Here is a 17,345-nt window from a genome sequence, read left to right as displayed (position 1 = left end):
GGGGCGTAATCCCGACAGGAGACTCACAGTCTTCAATCCAGATGCGCCCAGGTCATCCGAAACACTGCCCCACCCCACGTCGAATCCCCCACTTCAACCTGCCCGCCATGGGACTGCGACACCCGCCGCACCAACGCCAAGCCCAAACCAAAGCCACCGGTGCGCCGATCGCGACTGGCATCCAGTCGCGAGAACGGCTCAAAGATTTTCTCCCGGCCATCGATCGGCACGCCCGGCCCGTCATCGCAGACCCGCACTTCGTACACGTCGCCGCTGCGCACCAACGTCACTTCAACGCGCTGCTCGGCATAACGAATGGCATTGCGCAGCAGGTTGATCACCGCGCGCGCCATGAAGCGCGGTTCGATGCGCACGGTGTCGACACGGCAATCACCAATCAACAACTCGATGCCGGCCGCCTCCGCCTCCAGTGCGACACTGCCGACCACGCTGTCGAGCCAGTTGGCTGCCTGGATATTCTCCCGTTTGATCACCGTGGCACCGTGCTCGAGGCTGGCGTAGGTCAGCAGCTCCGAAACCATTTCCTCCAGCTCGCCCAGATCGGCGTACATGTCGGCAATCAGCTCGCGATTCTGGCTGGCGCCGGGCTGCTGTCTGAGCTGATCGAGTTCAAACGACAACCGCGCAATCGGCGTGCGCAGTTCGTGGGATACCGCATTGGTCAACTCACGCTGATTGGCGATCAGGCCCTCGATGCGCGCCGCCATCAAGTTGAAGTGTTCGGCCAGATCACGAATGTTCGAGCGCCTGGACAATTGAATACGCACCGACAGATCGTTAGCGCCAAAACGCTCGGCGGCCATGCGCAGCTTTTCCAGATCGCGCCAGTGCGGGCGAACCCAGAAAAACAGCACGATGCCGATCAGCACCGCGAGCATGACGTAGGCGGCACTGATGTAGAACGGCATCAGGCTCGGCTCCGGCGGCAGCTTGATGCTGAGCAATTGCGAGCCGCCATCGATGTTGCTGATGAACTGGGTGTAATCGTCGCGAATCACCAGCAGATTCTGCGCCAGCTCGGCTTTTTCCTGCGCCGTCAGCGCCAGTTGCGCAGCCTCGACCAGGCTGAGCGAAAGCCCATAGTGCTTGCGTAAGCTGTCGAGTTTTTGCTCACGCTGCGCCCCCTGTGTGCCGCGCAAATGATCGACCAGCGACCACGCCTGTCCACGCACCGCTTCGCGGTTGTAAGCCTGCATCTGATTGTCGAGCAACGCATTGAACGTATGTTCGACGGTCTGCAACGCCGCCACCAGGCCGAGGGTCATGACCAGAAACAAACCGAGAAACAAGCGCAGCATTTACAGCTCCCACGCAAACGGATTGAACAGATAACCCTTGCCCCACACGGTCTTGATGCACACCGGTTCGCGCGGGTTGTCCTTGAGCTTGTTGCGTAATTTGCTGATGTACACGTCGACGCTGCGGTTGAGCCCATCAAAGGCAATCCCGCGCATGCGGTTGAGAATGTCATCGCGTGAAAGAATCTTGCCCGCCGCGCTGGCCAGCAACCACAGCAGTTCGAACTCCATGGTGGTCAACTCGATGAGTTCGCCGCTCAGCCGTACTTCACGGCAACTGCGGTCGATGCTCAACAGACCGAACTCGAGAAAGCTCACTACGCTGTTGTCCGGCACCTGCCGCCGCTGCAATGCGCGCAGCCGCGCGAGCAGCACTGGCGGCTTGATCGGTTTGATCAGGTAATCGTCGGCGCCGGATTCGAGGCCGAGAATATGGTCGAGGTCGTCTTCCTTGGCGGTCAGCATCACGATCGGCGTGTCCGACACGCTGCGGATCTCGCGGCACACCTGCAGCCCGCTCTGCCCCGGCAGCATCAGATCGAGCACCAGCACCCTGGGTTTGAATTCGAGAAAAGCCGCCACGGCCAGATCGCCGCGATGCACCACGCGGACCTCGTAGCCATGTTGTTCGAGGAAGTGCGCGATCAGCGCCGCCAGACGCTCATCGTCTTCCACCAGCAGGACTTTGCCAAAACCCAGGTTATCCATAACGCCCATCTGACCCTTGTCGAAAGTGGCCGGCATTATGGCGGCAATCAACAGGCAAGCGATTGGCGCAGGCAGCAAAAACCGGCCGCTGGGGCCGGTTTTCGCTGATGTTTCATGTTTTTAAGAGTTTTTAACAAACGGCGGCGGGCACACCGCTGTGGAAGCGGAATTCTTCGTCCGGCGACTCGATCAATTCCTGCTCGGCGGCGCGGACCTTTTCAATGACCTGCGCGACGTCTTTCGCCTCGCCGTATTGATAGGCCAGTTTCAGATAACCCTGAAAATGCCGCGCTTCGCTTTTGAGCAGGCCGAAGTAGAATTTGCCGAGTTCTTCGTCCAGATGCGGCACCAGCGCCTCGAAACGCTCGCAACTGCGCGCTTCGATAAACGCGCCGACCACCAGCGTATCGACCAGTTTCACCGGTTCATGGCTGCGCACGACTTTGCGCAGACCCGAGGCGTAACGACCGGCGTGCAGCTGACGCAGTTCGATCTTGCGCCGTTTCATGATGCGCATCACTTGCTCGTGGTGCACCAGCTCTTCCCGGGCCAGACGCGACATCATGTTGATCAGGTCGACATGGGAATGGTACTTGGCAATCAGGCTCAGGGCGGTGCTGGCGGCCTTGAACTCGCAGTTCTTGTGATCGATCAGCAGGGTTTCCTGATCGGCCAGGGCGGCCTGAACCCAGGCGTCGGGGGTGCAGCAGCCAAGGAATTCGTGGATTTCGGGAAGGATCATGGGGCTCACGGCAAAAGGTCTACGAGCGAAGGGCGCCGATTATACCGGCCTGCCCGCAGACCACCAGCGGCTGGCGTTGATATGCATCAAGTCGCAGACGATCGCGCAGCAACTATAGTTGTGCAACGCCGTGCCTTTTCTTTGCTGGAGACTCCGCTCATGCAAGCCATTCGCAGCATCCTGGTGGTCATCGAACCCGAACACGCGGAAAGCCTGGCGCTCAAACGCGCCAAGCTGATCGCCGGCGTAACCCAGGCCCATCTGCATCTGCTGGTGTGCGACAAGAAGCACGATCACGCCGGTCTGCTCAGCGTGCTCAAGGCTGCGCTGCTGGCCGAAGGCTATAGCGTGACCACCGAACAGGCATGGAACGAGAGCCTGCATGAAACCATCATCGATGTGCAGCAGGCCGAGGGTTGCGGACTGGTGATCAAACAGCATTTCCCTGATAGCTCGTTGAAAAAAGCCTTGCTGACGCCGGCAGACTGGAAACTGCTGCGCCACTGCCCTACCCCGGTGCTGCTGGTGAAAACCACTGGGTCATGGAAAGACCGGGTGATTCTGGCGGCAATCGACGTCGGCAATGCCGATGGCGAACACCGGCATCTGCACACCACGATCATTGATCACGGCTACGACATCGCCAGCCTGGCCAAGGCGCACCTGCATGTGATCACCGCGCACCCGTCGCCGATGCTCTCGGCGGCAGATCCGACCTTCCAGCTCAAATCGACGATAGAAGCCAAATATCGCGAACAGTGCCGGGCGTTTCAGGCCGAGTTCGATGTCGACGACGAGCATTTGCATATCGAAGAAGGCCCGGCGGACGTCTTGATCCCTTATCTGGCGCACAAGCTGCAGGCGGCGGTGACGGTGATTGGCACCGTGGCGCGCAGCGGCTTGTCAGGCGCATTGATCGGCAATACCGCCGAAGCGGTGCTCGATGCGCTCGAAAGCGACGTGCTGGTGCTCAAGCCGCAGGAGGTTGAAGATCATCTGGTGGAGCTGGCGGTGAAACACTGAATCGCTGCTTGGAATGCGCCCCCTGTAGGAGTGAGCCTGCTCGCGATGGCGTACTGTCAGTCGCTACCTTCTTTGAATGCATGACCGCTATCGCGAGCAGGCTCACTCCTACAAGGGAAACGCGATCCACTGTGGGAGCGGAGCCTGCTCGCGAAGTTTTGATGTTCAGGCGCCGAAGGCGTCCTTGAGGAACCCGGGGGCGATGTAGCGCTGATAATGCGCTTCCGACAGCAGGAAGAATTCCCGATCAATGGCATCGCGCAGTTCCGGCAGGTTCCAGTCGCGAAACTCCGGCAGCAAAACCATCCCGTACGCTTCCAGATTAACGATCACCCGTGCGCCGCGGGCAATCAGCTGATAGGCCCAGCAATATTCCGACTGATGCGGCACGAAGCGGATCTTGCGCTGTTCCAGCTGTTGGCGCAGGCGCGCCGGGTCGAAGATCTCGACCTTGCTTGCCATCACTTGTGACAGCAACTGCTCCAGACGCAGCCACACCGCGCGCTTCTGCTCCTCGTCATAACCATTCCAGTGGATCACTTCGTGGTGGAAACGCTTGCAGCCACGGCAGACCAAGTCACCGTAAACAGTGGAGCAGAGGCCGACGCAGGGAGTCTTGATGGTCTGATTGGGCATAAGGTAGGCAAGGCACTGAAACGCGGAACAGACCGGCATGTTAGCCCTTTGTCGTCCATTGATCACCCCTCGGACATCAGGGGCAAAGCCGCGCCGGGACTTCGCTGCCACCGCGCCGATTGCCACGAAAGTCCAATAGAGCGCGACTTACCTTTAAATTTTTTTTGCCGTAGAATCAGCCAGCCTTTTAAGGCGCCAATGTCCGTTAGAAGCTGTTTTCAAAGCGTCACGAGCACAGTCGTTCCTTCAGAGCGGTGTTGGCGAAGGGTTTTTCCAGCGGGGAAAAGCCCAACGCCAACCCTCATCAGCTCCCCGTTCTGCAGGCGTAAAACTTTGAAAGCAGCTTCTGTAAGGAATGCCCGGTAATTCTGGCCAAGTGGCCCACAACGCCACGCAGCGCATGAGTACGAGCATTTCGCGACGAGCGTCCCGGACACCCATTTGGGACCACTGATGAGGGTAATAACTGTGCTTGAAGCCTACCGCAAACATATCGAAGAGCGTGCAGCCCTGGGTATCGTTCCCCAGCCGCTTAACGCCGAACAAACAGCAGGCCTGATCGAGCTGCTGAAGAACCCTCCGGCTGGCGAAGAAGCTTTCCTCGTTGACCTGATCACCAACCGCGTACCGCCTGGAGTGGACGAAGCCGCCTACGTCAAGGCCGGCTTCCTGTCTGCACTGGCCAAGGGCGAAGCCTCCTCCCCTCTGCTGGACAAGAAACGCGCTGTCGAACTGCTCGGCACCATGCAGGGCGGCTACAACATCGTCACCCTCGTCGAACTGCTGGACGACACCGCGCTGGCGCCTGTCGCCGCCGAAGAACTCAAGCACACCCTGCTGATGTTCGACGCCTTCCACGATGTGGCTGAAAAAGCCAAGAACGGCAACGTTCACGCCAAGGCCGTGCTGCAATCCTGGGCTGATGGCGAGTGGTTCAAGAAGCGCCCGGTGCTGGCCGACAAGATCAGCCTGCGCGTATTCAAGGTCACCGGCGAAACCAACACCGACGACCTTTCCCCTGCGCCAGACGCCTGGTCGCGTCCTGACATCCCGCTGCACGCCCTGGCCATGCTGAAAATGGCCCGTGACGGCATCGTTCCGGACGAGCAAGGCAAGACCGGCCCGATGAAGCAGATCGAAGAAATGCGCGGCCAGGGCTTCCCGATCGCCTACGTCGGTGACGTGGTCGGTACCGGTTCTTCGCGTAAATCGGCCACCAACTCGGTGCTGTGGTTCTTCGGCGACGACATCCCGTACGTGCCGAACAAGCGCGCTGGTGGTTTCTGCTTCGGCAGCAAGATCGCTCCGATCTTCTACAACACCATGGAAGATGCCGGCGCACTGCCAATCGAATTCGACGTGTCGAACATGAACATGGGCGATGTGATCGACCTGTACCCGCACGCTGGCAAAGTCTGCAAGCACGGTACCGACGAAGTCATCACCACCTTCGAAATGAAAACCCCGGTGCTGCTGGACGAAGTCCGTGCCGGCGGTCGTATCCCGCTGATCATCGGCCGTGGCCTGACCGAGAAGGCTCGCGCCGAACTGGGTCTGCCGGCGTTTGATCTGTTCAAGAAGCCAGAAGCTCCGGCTGAAAGCACCAAGGGTTTCACCCTGGCGCAGAAAATGGTCGGCAAGGCCTGTGGCCTGGCTGAAGGCCAGGGCGTGCGTCCTGGCACCTACTGCGAACCGAAAATGACCACCGTGGGTTCTCAGGACACCACCGGTCCGATGACCCGTGACGAACTGAAAGACCTGGCGTGCCTGGGCTTCTCCGCTGATCTGGTGATGCAGTCCTTCTGCCACACCGCGGCCTATCCAAAGCCGATCGACGTGACCACCCACCACACCCTGCCTGACTTCATCATGACCCGCGGCGGCGTTTCCCTGCGTCCGGGCGACGGCATCATCCACTCGTGGCTGAACCGCATGCTGCTGCCGGACACCGTCGGTACCGGTGGTGACTCGCACACCCGTTTCCCGATGGGCATTTCGTTCCCGGCCGGTTCCGGTCTGGTGGCGTTTGCTGCAGCCACTGGCGTGATGCCGCTGGACATGCCGGAATCGATCCTGGTGCGCTTCAAAGGCAAGATGAAACCTGGCATCACCCTGCGTGACCTGGTTCATGCCATTCCTTACTTCGCCATCCAGAACGGTCTGCTGACCGTCGAGAAGAAAGGCAAGAAAAACGCCTTCTCCGGCCGCATCCTGGAAATCGAAGGCCTGGAAGGTCTGACCCTGGAGCAGGCGTTCGAACTGTCCGACGCCTCTGCCGAACGTTCGGCTGCCGGTTGCACCATCAAGCTGTCGAAAGAGTCGATCACCGAGTACCTGCAGTCCAACATCACCCTGCTGCGCTGGATGATCGGCGAAGGCTACGGCGATGCGCGTACTCTGGAGCGTCGCGCTCAAGCGATGGAAGCCTGGATCGCCAACCCTGAACTGATGGAAGCCGATGCCGACGCCGAATACGCCGAAGTCATCGAAATCGATCTGGCCGAGATCAACGAGCCTGTACTCTGCGCGCCAAACGATCCGGACGACGCCCGTCTGCTGTCCAGCGTTGCTGGCGAGAAGATCGACGAAGTGTTCATCGGTTCGTGCATGACCAACATCGGTCACTTCCGCGCTGCCGGTAAACTGCTGGAGCAGGTCAAGGGTCAGCTGCCAACCCGTCTGTGGCTGTCGCCGCCGACCAAGATGGACGCTCACCAACTGACCGAAGAAGGCTACTACGGCATCTACGGCAAGGCCGGCGCACGCATGGAAATGCCAGGCTGCTCGCTGTGCATGGGTAACCAGGCACGCGTTGAGCCGAACAGCACTGTGGTCTCGACTTCCACGCGTAACTTCCCGAACCGTCTGGGCGACGGCGCGAACGTCTACCTGGCCTCGGCCGAGCTGGCGTCCGTTGCTTCGATCCTGGGTCGCCTGCCGACCGTCGAGGAGTACATGGAATACGCTGGCAAGATCGACAGCATGGCGGCCGATGTCTACCGCTACCTGTCCTTCGACCAGATCGCCGAGTTCCGCGAAGCCGCTGCGAACGCCAAGATCCCGGTCGTTCAAGCCTAACGCTGCAAGGCAATAAAAAACGCCGCCCATCGTGAGATGAGCGGCGTTTTTTTATGCCTGATCGAGGGTGGTGCTGATCGTTCCCACGCTCTGCGTGGGAACGCATCCTGTGACGCTCCGCGTCACGCCTGGGGACGCAGAGCGTCCGGGGCTGCATTCCCACGCGGAGCGTGGGAACGATCACTCACACGGCCAGTTTGTAAACCAGCGCCGAAATCGCCACCAGACCAACAGCCGTTACAAACACATTCGACGCCTGCCCACGATAACGCGCCATGGCCGGCACTTTGCGAATCGCATACATCGGCATGAGGAACAGAATCGCCGCGATCACCGGGCCGCCAATCGTCTCGATCATCCCCAGAATGCTTGGATTCAGCGTCGCCACGATCCAGCAGATCACCAGCATGAGCGCCGCGACGATGCGATCCAGTGCCTTGGCCCCCGGACGCTTGCCGCTCTTGACGATCAAGCCTTTCAGGCCTTCGCTGGCACCGATGTAGTGGCCGAGGAACGACTTGGAGATCGCCACAAAAGCAATCAGCGGCGCCGCAAAAGCGATGGTCGGATTACTGAAATGGTTGGCCAGGTACGACAGGATCGACAGGTTCTGCGCCTTGGCCTCAGCCAGTTGCTCCGGCGACAGCGTCAGCACGCAACTGAACACGAAGAACATCACCATCAGCACCATCAATGCATGGGCGCGCGACAGGATCTGCGAACTGCGCTCCTCTGCGTGCTGACCGTAGCGGCGTTTCTGATCGACCGCAAAGGCCGAGATGATCGGCGAATGGTTGAATGAGAACACCATCACCGTAATCGCCAGCCACAGGGTACGCAACAGCTCAGACGGTGCTGGTACATGCGATGCGGTGGCGAGAATGCCGCCGTTCCAGTGTGGGATCAGGTACACCGCCAGAAACAGCAGCGCAACGATAAACGGGTAGACCATCAGGCTCATCGCTTTGACGATCGCTTGCTCGCCGCAGCGCACCACCGCGAGCAAACCGAGGATCAGCACGAACGACAGCAGTGCTCGTGGCGGCGGCGTGATGTGCAGTTGGTGTTCGAGGAAACTGGCGACCGTGTTGGTCAGTCCAACGCTGTAGATCAGCAGGATGGGGAAGATGGCGAAGAAGTACAGCAACGTGATCAGTGCGCCGGCCTTGATGCCGAAATGCTGCTCGACCACCTCGGTGATGTCGGCGCCTTCACGACCGGACAACACGAACCGCGTCAGGCCACGGTGCGCATAAAACGTCATCGGGAACGCCAGCAGCGCGAGGATCACCAGCGGCCAGAAGCCCCCCAGACCCGCGTTGATCGGCAGGAACAGAGTGCCGGCGCCAATGGCCGTCCCGAACAGTCCCAACATCCAGGTGGTGTCCTGGCGATTCCAGCTCGAAAGTTCAGCGGGTGCTGCTGCATCAAAGCGCTCTTCGACGCTATTGGCCTGATCATTCATCCGGTCGGATCTCCGCATTCCGGTCACTTGCCACTCGGTCAGGACGCGTCGGAAAAAACCGACAGACATGCTCCGGCCGAAACAGGGGCGCGATTCTCCGTGATAAATCAACAGAAGCAAAGACTTAGCTGAGGAATGGTTGTGCGGTGCAGATCTGGCCGGCGTCGTTTTCAGCGCAACAATGTCGTTAATAGATATGAACGATGTCGTTTACGAAACGCCCCAACGATTATCATTACACCTCAAACGAATCGAACCAGCACCAATGCGAAGGCGATACCGATCGCAGCGATCAGCATTCCCACACCAAAAAGAACAATTGTTTCCCGCATCTCAGCCTTGTGAAAAGGCTTCATGGCTTCTCTGAAATCAAACTCATCCTGGTACAGCTTTTCAATCCTGGCTTTTCGTTGTTCCGAGTTCATACTGGCCTCTTATCTGGGTCGGTTGGTCGCTACGTGGTTCTGTCGACTATCACTTACGGTTTGAGGAAAAAGCCGAACAAAGTGGTGAGCGCAGCCAGAGCGGCAGCGCCGGCCACAAGGGGATAAAAGAACGTCTCCCTTTTCAACTTCGCCTCCTCCACCAGCAGTTTGCGTCTCTCCGCCCCAAGTTTCTGTGCTTCCGTTTGTAGCTTTTCAATTTCTGCGCTTTCGCGATCATCAACAAACATGCGCCGTCCCTGGCTTTTTGCGGTATGCGCCTGAGCGCTATAGCGTCGATCGGCGTCGCGCCTTATGCCACTCATCATTTCGGTTTTACCCCCTGCTGGCTAGCAGACGGATCTGCCCGCTACGTAGGCAAAATCCGGGCATTCTGTAATCCAGCTCATACGCAAAATCCCTCATATTCCAGACCAAACACCCTGCCAATGTCGCGCGCTTGATCTAGTGTCAGAGATGCCCGCCATTTTCCCGGAGCCTTTCATGCCACTGGTTCGCGTCGACATTCAGCAAAACCCCAATCCCGAGTTCGCAAAGCGTATTGGCGAACAGATCTATGCCGCCCTGCGCAGCTGCATCGATGTGCCGGAACATGACAATTTTCAGATCCTCACCGAGCACGACGCCCAGCACCTCGTTTATGACCCTCAGTACTTGGGAATTCAGCGCAGCGACGGCGTGGTGTTCATTCAGATCACCATCAGCGAGGGACGGTCGGTGGAGAAGAAGCAACTGCTGTTCAAAACCATCGCCGATAACCTGCACGCTGAACTGGCGGTGCGTCTGGAAGACGTGTTCATCAATCTGATCGAGGTGAAGAAGGAGAACTGGTCGTTTGGCAATGGTATTGCGCAATACGTTACTTGAGCCAGCGCTCCGGGCGTTTGGTCAATAGCGTTGATGACACATTTAGTAAATTCATTATCAAAACTGACGCAGCGTTTATTCAGCCCGCACCTAAAACGCGGAAAGGATGACAGTAATCACCCACAAAAACATTTATATCCTATCGATAAGTCAGAATAATCCTACAACTCAGACCACCCATAACAATCACAACAAAATATTACCCAAGATTAAATACAAGCCATTTGTTACAAGCAACTACCGAACCATTGAATTACTTTTCAAACCACACCAACATCCTTCACGCCCTGCATTAGAAAACCAACAGCAAGCAATCGTTGAATTCGATAAAGAGGACGCAGCATGCACAAGCCCACGATTATTGGTCTGTTATTGGCGGCACTCTCCATGCCACACCTCAGCGCTGCTCAAGCCACCGACATACGCCAGCTGGGCTCCTCGCCGCGATGGCTGACCACCAAGGTCTATATCGACGGCGCCCCTGAAACCGACGTCAAAGCGAAGTATCCCGGCGTTGTGGGTATATCGACGTGGGATCCCGAACGCAATCGATACGAATTCTTTTACACCGATACAGGTGAGTCAAAGTACAACAACGGTGGCGGTGGTTATTTCTTTGTCACTGGCGATCAGAAACAGCACGTTCTTGTACCCGACATGGGGCCGATCAAGACCATTGTCAGACGCTTGGAAACATTGAATGACCAGGAATTCACTTACTCCCGGGAAGTACCTCGCGACATGATTGAAACCAATCCGCCTGTACGTATTCATGTCGTCCACGCACCTTATACCGGAACCGTACAAACCAGGTCCGCCATTACACAACAAGACAAGGAATGAATATGCAAAAGGCACTTAAAACCCTGTTTATGTCGACGCTACTGGCCTCTTCGGTGTATTGCGCCGGGGTGTACGCGCAAGCCGCCAGCCAACCGGCAAAAAATGCCGTCGCCACTGCTGACAATGCGATGATGCTGACGGTTTTTCTGAAGCATGATCAGACCCGCCCGCTGAGCGAACTCAAGGCCCAGCTCGCGCAACAGGGCTTCTACAAGACCTTCCCGCCGGCCGGCGTCGAAGTGGTGAGCTGGAACATCATGATGGGCATCGGCCAAGTGGTCACCGTGCGCTTCCCGGCCTCCCGGCTGGCAGAAGTGAACCTCGCTCTGGAAAATACTGCCTGGGGCAGTTATCGCACCGAGTTTTACCCAACCTACGATTTCAAGCCAATCGCGCTGGCCGAACAAGCCAAAGCCCAGACAGCCCAATGAGCCCGGCAGCACAGCGGTTCACCGCTGTGCTGCTACGCCTTGCTTCTTGCCCGAAGCCGTCCAGAATCAATGCACGACTGCGCGAATGATCATGATTGCCAAAACGCGGCGGATTCAGCACGCTGAAACGATTTTCGCGACCCACCCGCCATTGATCTCAGGAGCCGTGCAATGCCCGCAACCGTTCTGGTACTGGTTGAAACCATCAATGACTATCTGCCGATTCTCGAACATCAGGGTTTTCACCTGATTCTCGCGCCCACACCTGCCGAACGTGCACAAGCCATTGCCAGCCACGGCAGCCGCATCGACGCAGTGCTGACCCGTGGTCCGCTGGGCCTCACCGCCGAGGAAATCGCCGTCCTGCCCGCGCTGAAGATCATCACCGTGATTGGCGCCGGTTACGAGCAAGTGGATTTGCAGGCGGCCAGTGATCGCGGGATTACCGTGACCAATGGCGCCGGGGTCAACGCCTCGTCAGTGGCTGACCATGCGATGGCGATGCTGTTGGCGCTGGTACGCGATATACCCCGTTGTGATGCCGCCGTACGCCGTGGTGAATGGCCGAAGATCATGCGTCCGTCGCTGGCCGGCAAACGCCTGGGCATTCTCGGGCTTGGTGCAGTGGGCATGGCGATCGCCAAACGGGCCAATCTTGGTTTCGACATGTCGATCAGTTATCACAACCGTCAGGTGCGAAACGATGTGCCTTACGCGTTCTGCTCGACCCCGACCGAGCTGGCACGGGCTGCGGATTTTCTGATTGTCGCGACGCCGGGTGGCGTTGGCACGCAGCACCTGGTTACTCGCTCGGTACTCGATGCGCTGGGCCCGAATGGCTTCATCGTCAATATCGCCCGTGCCAGTGTCATCGATACTGAAGATCTGATGACGGCTCTCGAACAACGGCGAATCGCCGGTGCCGCCCTCGATGTGTTCGACCACGAGCCACAAGTGCCCGATGCCTTGAAAACCCTCAATAACGTGTTGCTGACCCCGCACGTTGCCGGTCTGTCACCGGAAGCCATGCAGGGTACGGTGGAGCTGGTCGGGAAAAACCTTGTGGCGTTTTTCTCCGGGCAAGCGGTGCTCACCCCCGTTTCCCTCCCGCCCCGACTCAACGACCAGCGCCTTTCCTGAAGATCGCCAACCCGGATTCTGCATCGCCAACAGCCCACGCCTGCAGGCCCCTTCCGACCGGAAGGGAGGGCTCATTCCCAAAGGTGATTATCGGGCAACACGCTAACCTATAAGACCGACCCACGCTTGTCGCTGCACGAGCGTGCCATTAGATTAGCCAATGATGTCTGGCCTCCAAAATAAGCAGAAGGGATAAGCATGGCGCTTACTGACCAGTCCACCCGTATCCGCTCCGGCGAAGAACTCGATGCCAGCCTGATCGATCCGTACCTCAAAGCGCACATTCCAGGCCTGACCGGCATTCCTGCAATCAGCCAGTTTCCCGGTGGTGCGTCGAACCTGACCTACCTGCTGGAATACCCCGCGCAGGAATTCGTCCTGCGGCGTCCGCCCTTCGGCCACAAAGCCAAATCCGCCCATGACATGGGCCGCGAATTCCGCATCCTCAATCAATTGCGCGACGGTTTCCCGTACTGCCCGAAAGCCTATGTGCACTGCACCGACGAATCGGTGATCGGCGCCGAGTTCTACGTGATGGAGCGGGTCAAGGGCATCATCCTGCGCTCGGATCTGCCGCCGGAACTGAGTCTCGACTCAGCGAAGACCGAAGCGCTGTGCAAAAGCTTTATCGACCGCTTCGTCGAACTGCACCGCGTCGACTATAACGCTTGTGGCCTGGGCGATCTGGGCAAACCTGAAGGCTATGTCGCCCGCCAGATCAAAGGCTGGAGCGAGCGCTACGAGAAAGCCCTGACCCCGGATGCGCCGCACTGGGAGCAGGTCAAAGCCTGGCTCAACGACAAGATGCCCGCCGACCATCCGACATCGAGCATCGTCCACAATGATTATCGCTTCGACAACGTCATCCTCGACCCTCAGAACCCGATGCAGATCATCGGCGTGCTCGACTGGGAACTGACCACCCTCGGCGATCCGCTGATGGATCTGGGCAACACCCTCGCCTACTGGATACAAGCTGACGACCCGGCGCCCGTGCAGTTGATGCGCCGCCAGCCGAGCCATGCGCCGGGCATGCTCACCCGCCGTGAGTTCGTCGATTACTACGCCGAACGTTCGGGCATCCAGATCGATAACTTCGACTTCTACTACACCTACGGCCTGTTCCGCCTCGCCGGTATCGTGCAGCAGATCTACTACCGCTTCTACCATGGCCAGACCCAGGACAAACGCTTCGCGCAGTTCATTCACATGAACAAACTGCTGGAGCAGATGAGCCTGCAGGTCATCGCCAAATCGAGCCTCTGACGGCCCACACCAAGGAACCCTTATGTCCAAGACTCAGTTGTTCGACCTCGACGGCAAGATCGCTTTCGTCTCCGGCGCCAGCCGTGGTATCGGTGAAGCGATCGCCAAGCTGCTGGCCCAGCAAGGCGCCCACGTGATCGTTTCAAGCCGCAAGCTCGACGGCTGTCAGCATGTCGCCGACGCGATCATCGCCGCCGGCGGCAAAGCCACCGCCGTGGCCTGCCACATTGGTGAAATGGAGCAGATTGCCCAAGTGTTCGCCGGGATCAAGGAACAGTTCGGCCGCCTCGACATTCTGGTCAACAACGCCGCGACCAACCCGCAGTTCTGCAACGTGCTGGACACCGACCTGGGGGCGTTTCAAAAGACCGTCGACGTGAACATCCGTGGCTACTTCTTCATGTCGGTCGAAGCCGGCAAGCTGATGCGCGAAAACGGCGGCGGCAGCATCATCAACGTCGCCTCGATCAACGGCATCTCGCCGGGAATCTTTCAGGGCATCTATTCGGTGACGAAAGCGGCTGTGATCAACATGACCAAAGTGTTCGCCAAGGAATGCGCGCAATTCGGCATCCGCTGCAACGCCCTGCTGCCGGGCCTGACCGACACCAAGTTCGCCTCGGCACTGGTGAAAAACGATGCGATCCTCAAACAGGCACTGACGCAGATCCCGCTCAAGCGCGTCGCCGATCCAAGCGAAATGGCTGGCGCCGTGCTGTACCTGGCCAGCGATGCATCGAGCTACACCACCGGTGTGGCGCTGAACGTGGACGGCGGTTTCCTGTCCTGATCTGATTATTCAGACAAATGCCAGCCCTGCGGAAAAGAGCGCGCTCGTTTCCGCAGGGTTTGTGCGCCGCTGCTACTGAGTGATGCAACGAGTGGTGGTGATGTGCCGAGTGACCTGCCCGTCCACGTACATGTCACCGGCAACCTCGGTGTTTTCCATGACCTGACAGGTGCGCTCGGGCGGTGGTGGCGGCGCCACTGGCGCTGGGGGTGGTGGACTGGCACAACCGGCCAGCAACACGAACAGAAAAGCCAACGGCAACACGCGATTCCCAGAATGGTTCATAGGACGACCCGCGGTGAATGAGAGACGAATTCCCGCGACCCAACCGGTCACGGAAAACCTGACGACTCATTATTTATAGCCGAGACCCTCGTAAGTGCCAGTAAACAGGCTGTCTGAACGGGTCAGGGCTGTCGATTTTGCGTTGGGATTTGCATAAGTGAATGGTTGGAAAAGTGCTTGCCAGGTCGAACGCCTTCGCGAGCAGGCTCGCTCCCACAGAAGCACATCCAGATCAACAGCCTGAATCTGCCGATGAGCGCAACGAATTGCTTTCCAGCTCATAGCGCAATTCATCGACCAGCGCTTGCACCGACTCCGGTGTGCGCAACTTATCGAGATTCAGACCACTGATCACCAGATCCACCGCTCCCGAGTCCATATGGTAAAGCTTGACCGTCAGCGAATGATCGCCATCGACCGAACACTCACAGGCCCGCGGCGCAAAACTGCACTCAAGCTGCGCACGCAACTGTGCAAGACTCATCATTTGGGTTGTTCCTTTGGCTGCATCGAAGGGGACGCGATCCCGTGCCTGAAAAGGCTCGTACCGCACCCCACAAGCCTAAGAACTGAACTCGACGGCCAATACACGAATTTGCACCCGAATCACTAGTGCATTTGCACCCCTAGCGTTGCCCCTTGGCACCCCACTCTCCGGAAAACAACCCGCGTTCTCGGGCCCAGACGATTGCCTCGCTGCGGCTGTGAACGTCGAGCTTGGAGTACACAGTAGCAACATGATTGCGCACGGTGTTGGGCGCGAGCTTCAACCGTGCGGCGATTTCCTTGTCTGCCAGACCCTCGCAGATCAGCCCCAGGACATCGCGTTCGCGCGCGGTCAAATCGGTGAACGACGCGCTCGGCAACTGCGGCGAATTGATCTTCTTCACGTTGGCCAGTTTTTCGATCAGCGTGCGGCTGAACCACGACGCATCCTTCATCACCTCTTCAATCGCGGCGACCAGTTCCAGCTCGGAGCGCTTGCGCTCGGTCATGTCCATCAATACCAGCAGATAGCACGACGTGTCGTGGATCTTCACCGTGTCCGCCGACACCGCGCACTCGAGCAATTCGTCGTCGCGCTTGCGCACGCGCACGTCCACCCGGTCTACTCGAGCATTGTTTGCCAGCGCCGCGAGCAGCCGCGTGCTCTCGCCTTCATCATCGATGAACTTCAACTGGGTGACGGTTTTACCGAGGACGTCATCAGCCTCATACGCCAGCGTTTCAAGAAACGCCTGATTGACGTCGATGACTTCTTGCTGGTCTGCGCTGCAGATCAGAATCGGCACCGGGGTCAGGCGGAACGCCTTGGCGAAACGCTCTTCGCTCTGACGCAGGGCGAGTTCGACCTTGCGCCGCGGTTCCATGTCGACGAAGGAAAACAGCATGCAATTCTCATCGTTGAGCAACAGCGGTTGCCCAGCGACGATCACTTGTTTACTGCCGCCATCGGGCAGGCGCAGTTCGGCCTGCATCTGCGGGATGGTCGCGACGTCGCGCAGGCGCTGAATGGCCAGATCGCGTTTCTCGGCCTGTTCGAAGATATCGATTTCGTACGCCGAGGTTCCGATCACTTGTTCGCGGCTGTAGCCGGTCATTTCGAGAAACCCCGGGTTGACCTTGATATAGCGCAAATCGCTAAGGCGGCAGATCACCGCCGGCGCCGGGTTGGCATTGAAGGTTTTTTCGAAGCGCTGCTCGGCGTTGGCCCAGTCGGTGACGTCACTCATGATCAGCACCAGCGACTCGGGCTGGCCCAAACGGTCGGTCAGCACCATGCTGCGCACGCTGTGCACCCAGATGCGCTCCGGGTCATCGGCGGGCGAGACTTCGATCAGCACGTCACTGAACATCTCGCAGCGCGCAACGCGGCTGATCGGATAGTTCTCCGGTGGCAACGTGTGATTGTTGCGATAGCGCAGGCTGAACCGCTTGGCGTATTCCTCGGCATTGCTGCCCAGGTCGCCGATGCGGCTAACGCCATGCATGGCCAGCGCCGCTTCGTTGGCCCACAGAATGCTTTGATCGAGTTCCAGCAAAATCACCCCGTCGGACAGCCCGGCGATGATTTGCTGCAACTGGCGACGATTGGTTTCGGTGGTCAGGACTTCCTGGCTCATTGGATCTCCACACAGTGAGGCGGCTCGGTGAAGACTACGACCGCAGCGGCTCGGGTTCGTGCGGGGTCAGGTTGACGCACCGCAAAATCCCCGCTGGAGCCCTTTTTTCTCCTGACAACACAGATCACTGTGGGAGCCAGCCTGCTGGCGATGGCGGTGTGTCATCCAGCCAGTGTTCGGCCTGAC

18 protein-coding genes are annotated in these 17,345 nt (G+C 58.6%); 8 read left to right on the top strand and 10 right to left on the bottom strand.

Going from position 1 to position 17,345, the window contains the following annotated elements:
• Nucleotides 1-32: 32 nt before the first annotated feature.
• The 3 genes from BLU52_RS08715 to miaE all read right to left on the bottom strand — a co-directional run bounded on the left by BLU52_RS08715 (nt 33) and on the right by miaE (nt 2,769).
• Nucleotides 33-1,319: an ATP-binding protein gene (locus BLU52_RS08715; protein WP_090282797.1), complete on the bottom strand. Its 1,287-nt coding sequence runs from the start codon at nt 1,317-1,319 to the stop codon at nt 33-35.
• Nucleotides 1,320-2,027 carry a winged helix-turn-helix domain-containing protein gene (locus BLU52_RS08710; RefSeq protein ID WP_090288467.1) on the bottom strand — a complete coding sequence of 236 codons (708 nt, stop codon included), beginning with the start codon at nt 2,025-2,027 and terminating at the stop codon, nt 1,320-1,322. It abuts the gene before it with no gap.
• 130 nt (nt 2,028-2,157) lie between these two features.
• Entirely contained in the window at nt 2,158-2,769 is a 612-nt protein-coding gene (gene miaE / locus BLU52_RS08705; RefSeq protein WP_090282796.1) for a tRNA-(ms[2]io[6]A)-hydroxylase, read from the bottom strand.
• 159 nt (nt 2,770-2,928) lie between these two features.
• Here miaE and BLU52_RS08700 point away from each other — a divergent pair, with 159 nt between their 5' ends.
• On the top strand, nt 2,929-3,792 hold the full coding sequence (locus tag BLU52_RS08700) for a universal stress protein (protein WP_090282795.1): 864 nt from the start codon (nt 2,929-2,931) through the stop codon (nt 3,790-3,792).
• A gap of 165 nt (nt 3,793-3,957) precedes the next feature.
• Here BLU52_RS08700 and BLU52_RS08695 read toward each other — a convergent pair whose 3' ends face one another.
• Nucleotides 3,958-4,428: a DUF1289 domain-containing protein gene (locus tag BLU52_RS08695; RefSeq protein WP_090282794.1), complete on the bottom strand. Its 471-nt coding sequence runs from the start codon at nt 4,426-4,428 to the stop codon at nt 3,958-3,960.
• 468 nt (nt 4,429-4,896) lie between these two features.
• Between BLU52_RS08695 and acnB the strand changes: the two genes are divergently transcribed.
• Entirely contained in the window at nt 4,897-7,506 is a 2,610-nt protein-coding gene (gene acnB, locus BLU52_RS08690; protein WP_090282793.1) for a bifunctional aconitate hydratase 2/2-methylisocitrate dehydratase, read from the top strand.
• A gap of 184 nt (nt 7,507-7,690) precedes the next feature.
• Here the strand turns inward: acnB and BLU52_RS08685 are convergent, their stop codons facing one another.
• The 3 genes from BLU52_RS08685 to BLU52_RS08675 all read right to left on the bottom strand — a co-directional run bounded on the left by BLU52_RS08685 (nt 7,691) and on the right by BLU52_RS08675 (nt 9,644).
• On the bottom strand, nt 7,691-8,971 hold the full coding sequence (locus tag BLU52_RS08685; RefSeq protein WP_090282792.1) for an HAAAP family serine/threonine permease: 1,281 nt from the start codon (nt 8,969-8,971) through the stop codon (nt 7,691-7,693).
• A gap of 242 nt (nt 8,972-9,213) precedes the next feature.
• The gene (locus BLU52_RS08680; RefSeq protein ID WP_090282791.1) at nt 9,214-9,396 is read right to left on the bottom strand and encodes a hypothetical protein; all 183 of its coding nucleotides are present in this window, start codon (nt 9,394-9,396) and stop codon (nt 9,214-9,216) included.
• A 53-nt stretch (nt 9,397-9,449) separates the two neighbouring features.
• Entirely contained in the window at nt 9,450-9,644 is a 195-nt protein-coding gene (locus tag BLU52_RS08675; protein WP_090288465.1) for a hypothetical protein, read from the bottom strand.
• A 253-nt stretch (nt 9,645-9,897) separates the two neighbouring features.
• Here BLU52_RS08675 and BLU52_RS08670 point away from each other — a divergent pair, with 253 nt between their 5' ends.
• The 6 genes from BLU52_RS08670 to BLU52_RS08645 all read left to right on the top strand — a co-directional run bounded on the left by BLU52_RS08670 (nt 9,898) and on the right by BLU52_RS08645 (nt 14,751).
• Nucleotides 9,898-10,281, top strand: a complete 384-nt coding sequence (locus BLU52_RS08670) for a tautomerase family protein (protein WP_090282790.1) — start codon at nt 9,898-9,900, stop codon at nt 10,279-10,281.
• Between the two features lie 342 nt (nt 10,282-10,623).
• Nucleotides 10,624-11,124, top strand: a complete 501-nt coding sequence (locus BLU52_RS08665; protein ID WP_090282789.1) for a DUF4822 domain-containing protein — start codon at nt 10,624-10,626, stop codon at nt 11,122-11,124.
• A gap of 2 nt (nt 11,125-11,126) precedes the next feature.
• Complete coding sequence (locus tag BLU52_RS08660; RefSeq protein WP_090282788.1) at nt 11,127-11,555, top strand: hypothetical protein; 429 nt, start codon at nt 11,127-11,129, stop codon at nt 11,553-11,555.
• A 171-nt stretch (nt 11,556-11,726) separates the two neighbouring features.
• Nucleotides 11,727-12,695 carry a 2-hydroxyacid dehydrogenase gene (locus BLU52_RS08655; RefSeq protein WP_090282787.1) on the top strand — a complete coding sequence of 323 codons (969 nt, stop codon included), beginning with the start codon at nt 11,727-11,729 and terminating at the stop codon, nt 12,693-12,695.
• Nucleotides 12,696-12,893: 198 nt separating this feature from the next.
• Entirely contained in the window at nt 12,894-13,961 is a 1,068-nt protein-coding gene (locus BLU52_RS08650; RefSeq protein WP_090282786.1) for a phosphotransferase family protein, read from the top strand.
• 22 nt (nt 13,962-13,983) lie between these two features.
• Nucleotides 13,984-14,751: an SDR family oxidoreductase gene (locus tag BLU52_RS08645; RefSeq protein ID WP_007911074.1), complete on the top strand. Its 768-nt coding sequence runs from the start codon at nt 13,984-13,986 to the stop codon at nt 14,749-14,751.
• 72 nt (nt 14,752-14,823) lie between these two features.
• Here BLU52_RS08645 and BLU52_RS08640 read toward each other — a convergent pair whose 3' ends face one another.
• The 3 genes from BLU52_RS08640 to BLU52_RS08630 all read right to left on the bottom strand — a co-directional run bounded on the left by BLU52_RS08640 (nt 14,824) and on the right by BLU52_RS08630 (nt 17,159).
• The gene (locus BLU52_RS08640; RefSeq protein WP_090282785.1) at nt 14,824-15,036 is read right to left on the bottom strand and encodes a hypothetical protein; all 213 of its coding nucleotides are present in this window, start codon (nt 15,034-15,036) and stop codon (nt 14,824-14,826) included.
• A 232-nt stretch (nt 15,037-15,268) separates the two neighbouring features.
• Nucleotides 15,269-15,523 carry a DUF1652 domain-containing protein gene (locus BLU52_RS08635; RefSeq protein ID WP_090282784.1) on the bottom strand — a complete coding sequence of 85 codons (255 nt, stop codon included), beginning with the start codon at nt 15,521-15,523 and terminating at the stop codon, nt 15,269-15,271.
• A 139-nt stretch (nt 15,524-15,662) separates the two neighbouring features.
• Entirely contained in the window at nt 15,663-17,159 is a 1,497-nt protein-coding gene (locus tag BLU52_RS08630; RefSeq protein WP_090282783.1) for a helix-turn-helix transcriptional regulator, read from the bottom strand.
• Between the last annotated feature and the right edge of the window lie 186 nt (nt 17,160-17,345).

The sequence above is a fragment of the Pseudomonas granadensis genome (assembly GCF_900105485.1).
Classification (GTDB): domain Bacteria; phylum Pseudomonadota; class Gammaproteobacteria; order Pseudomonadales; family Pseudomonadaceae; genus Aquipseudomonas; species Aquipseudomonas granadensis.
This window is presented reverse-complemented; position numbering and strand designations above follow the sequence as displayed.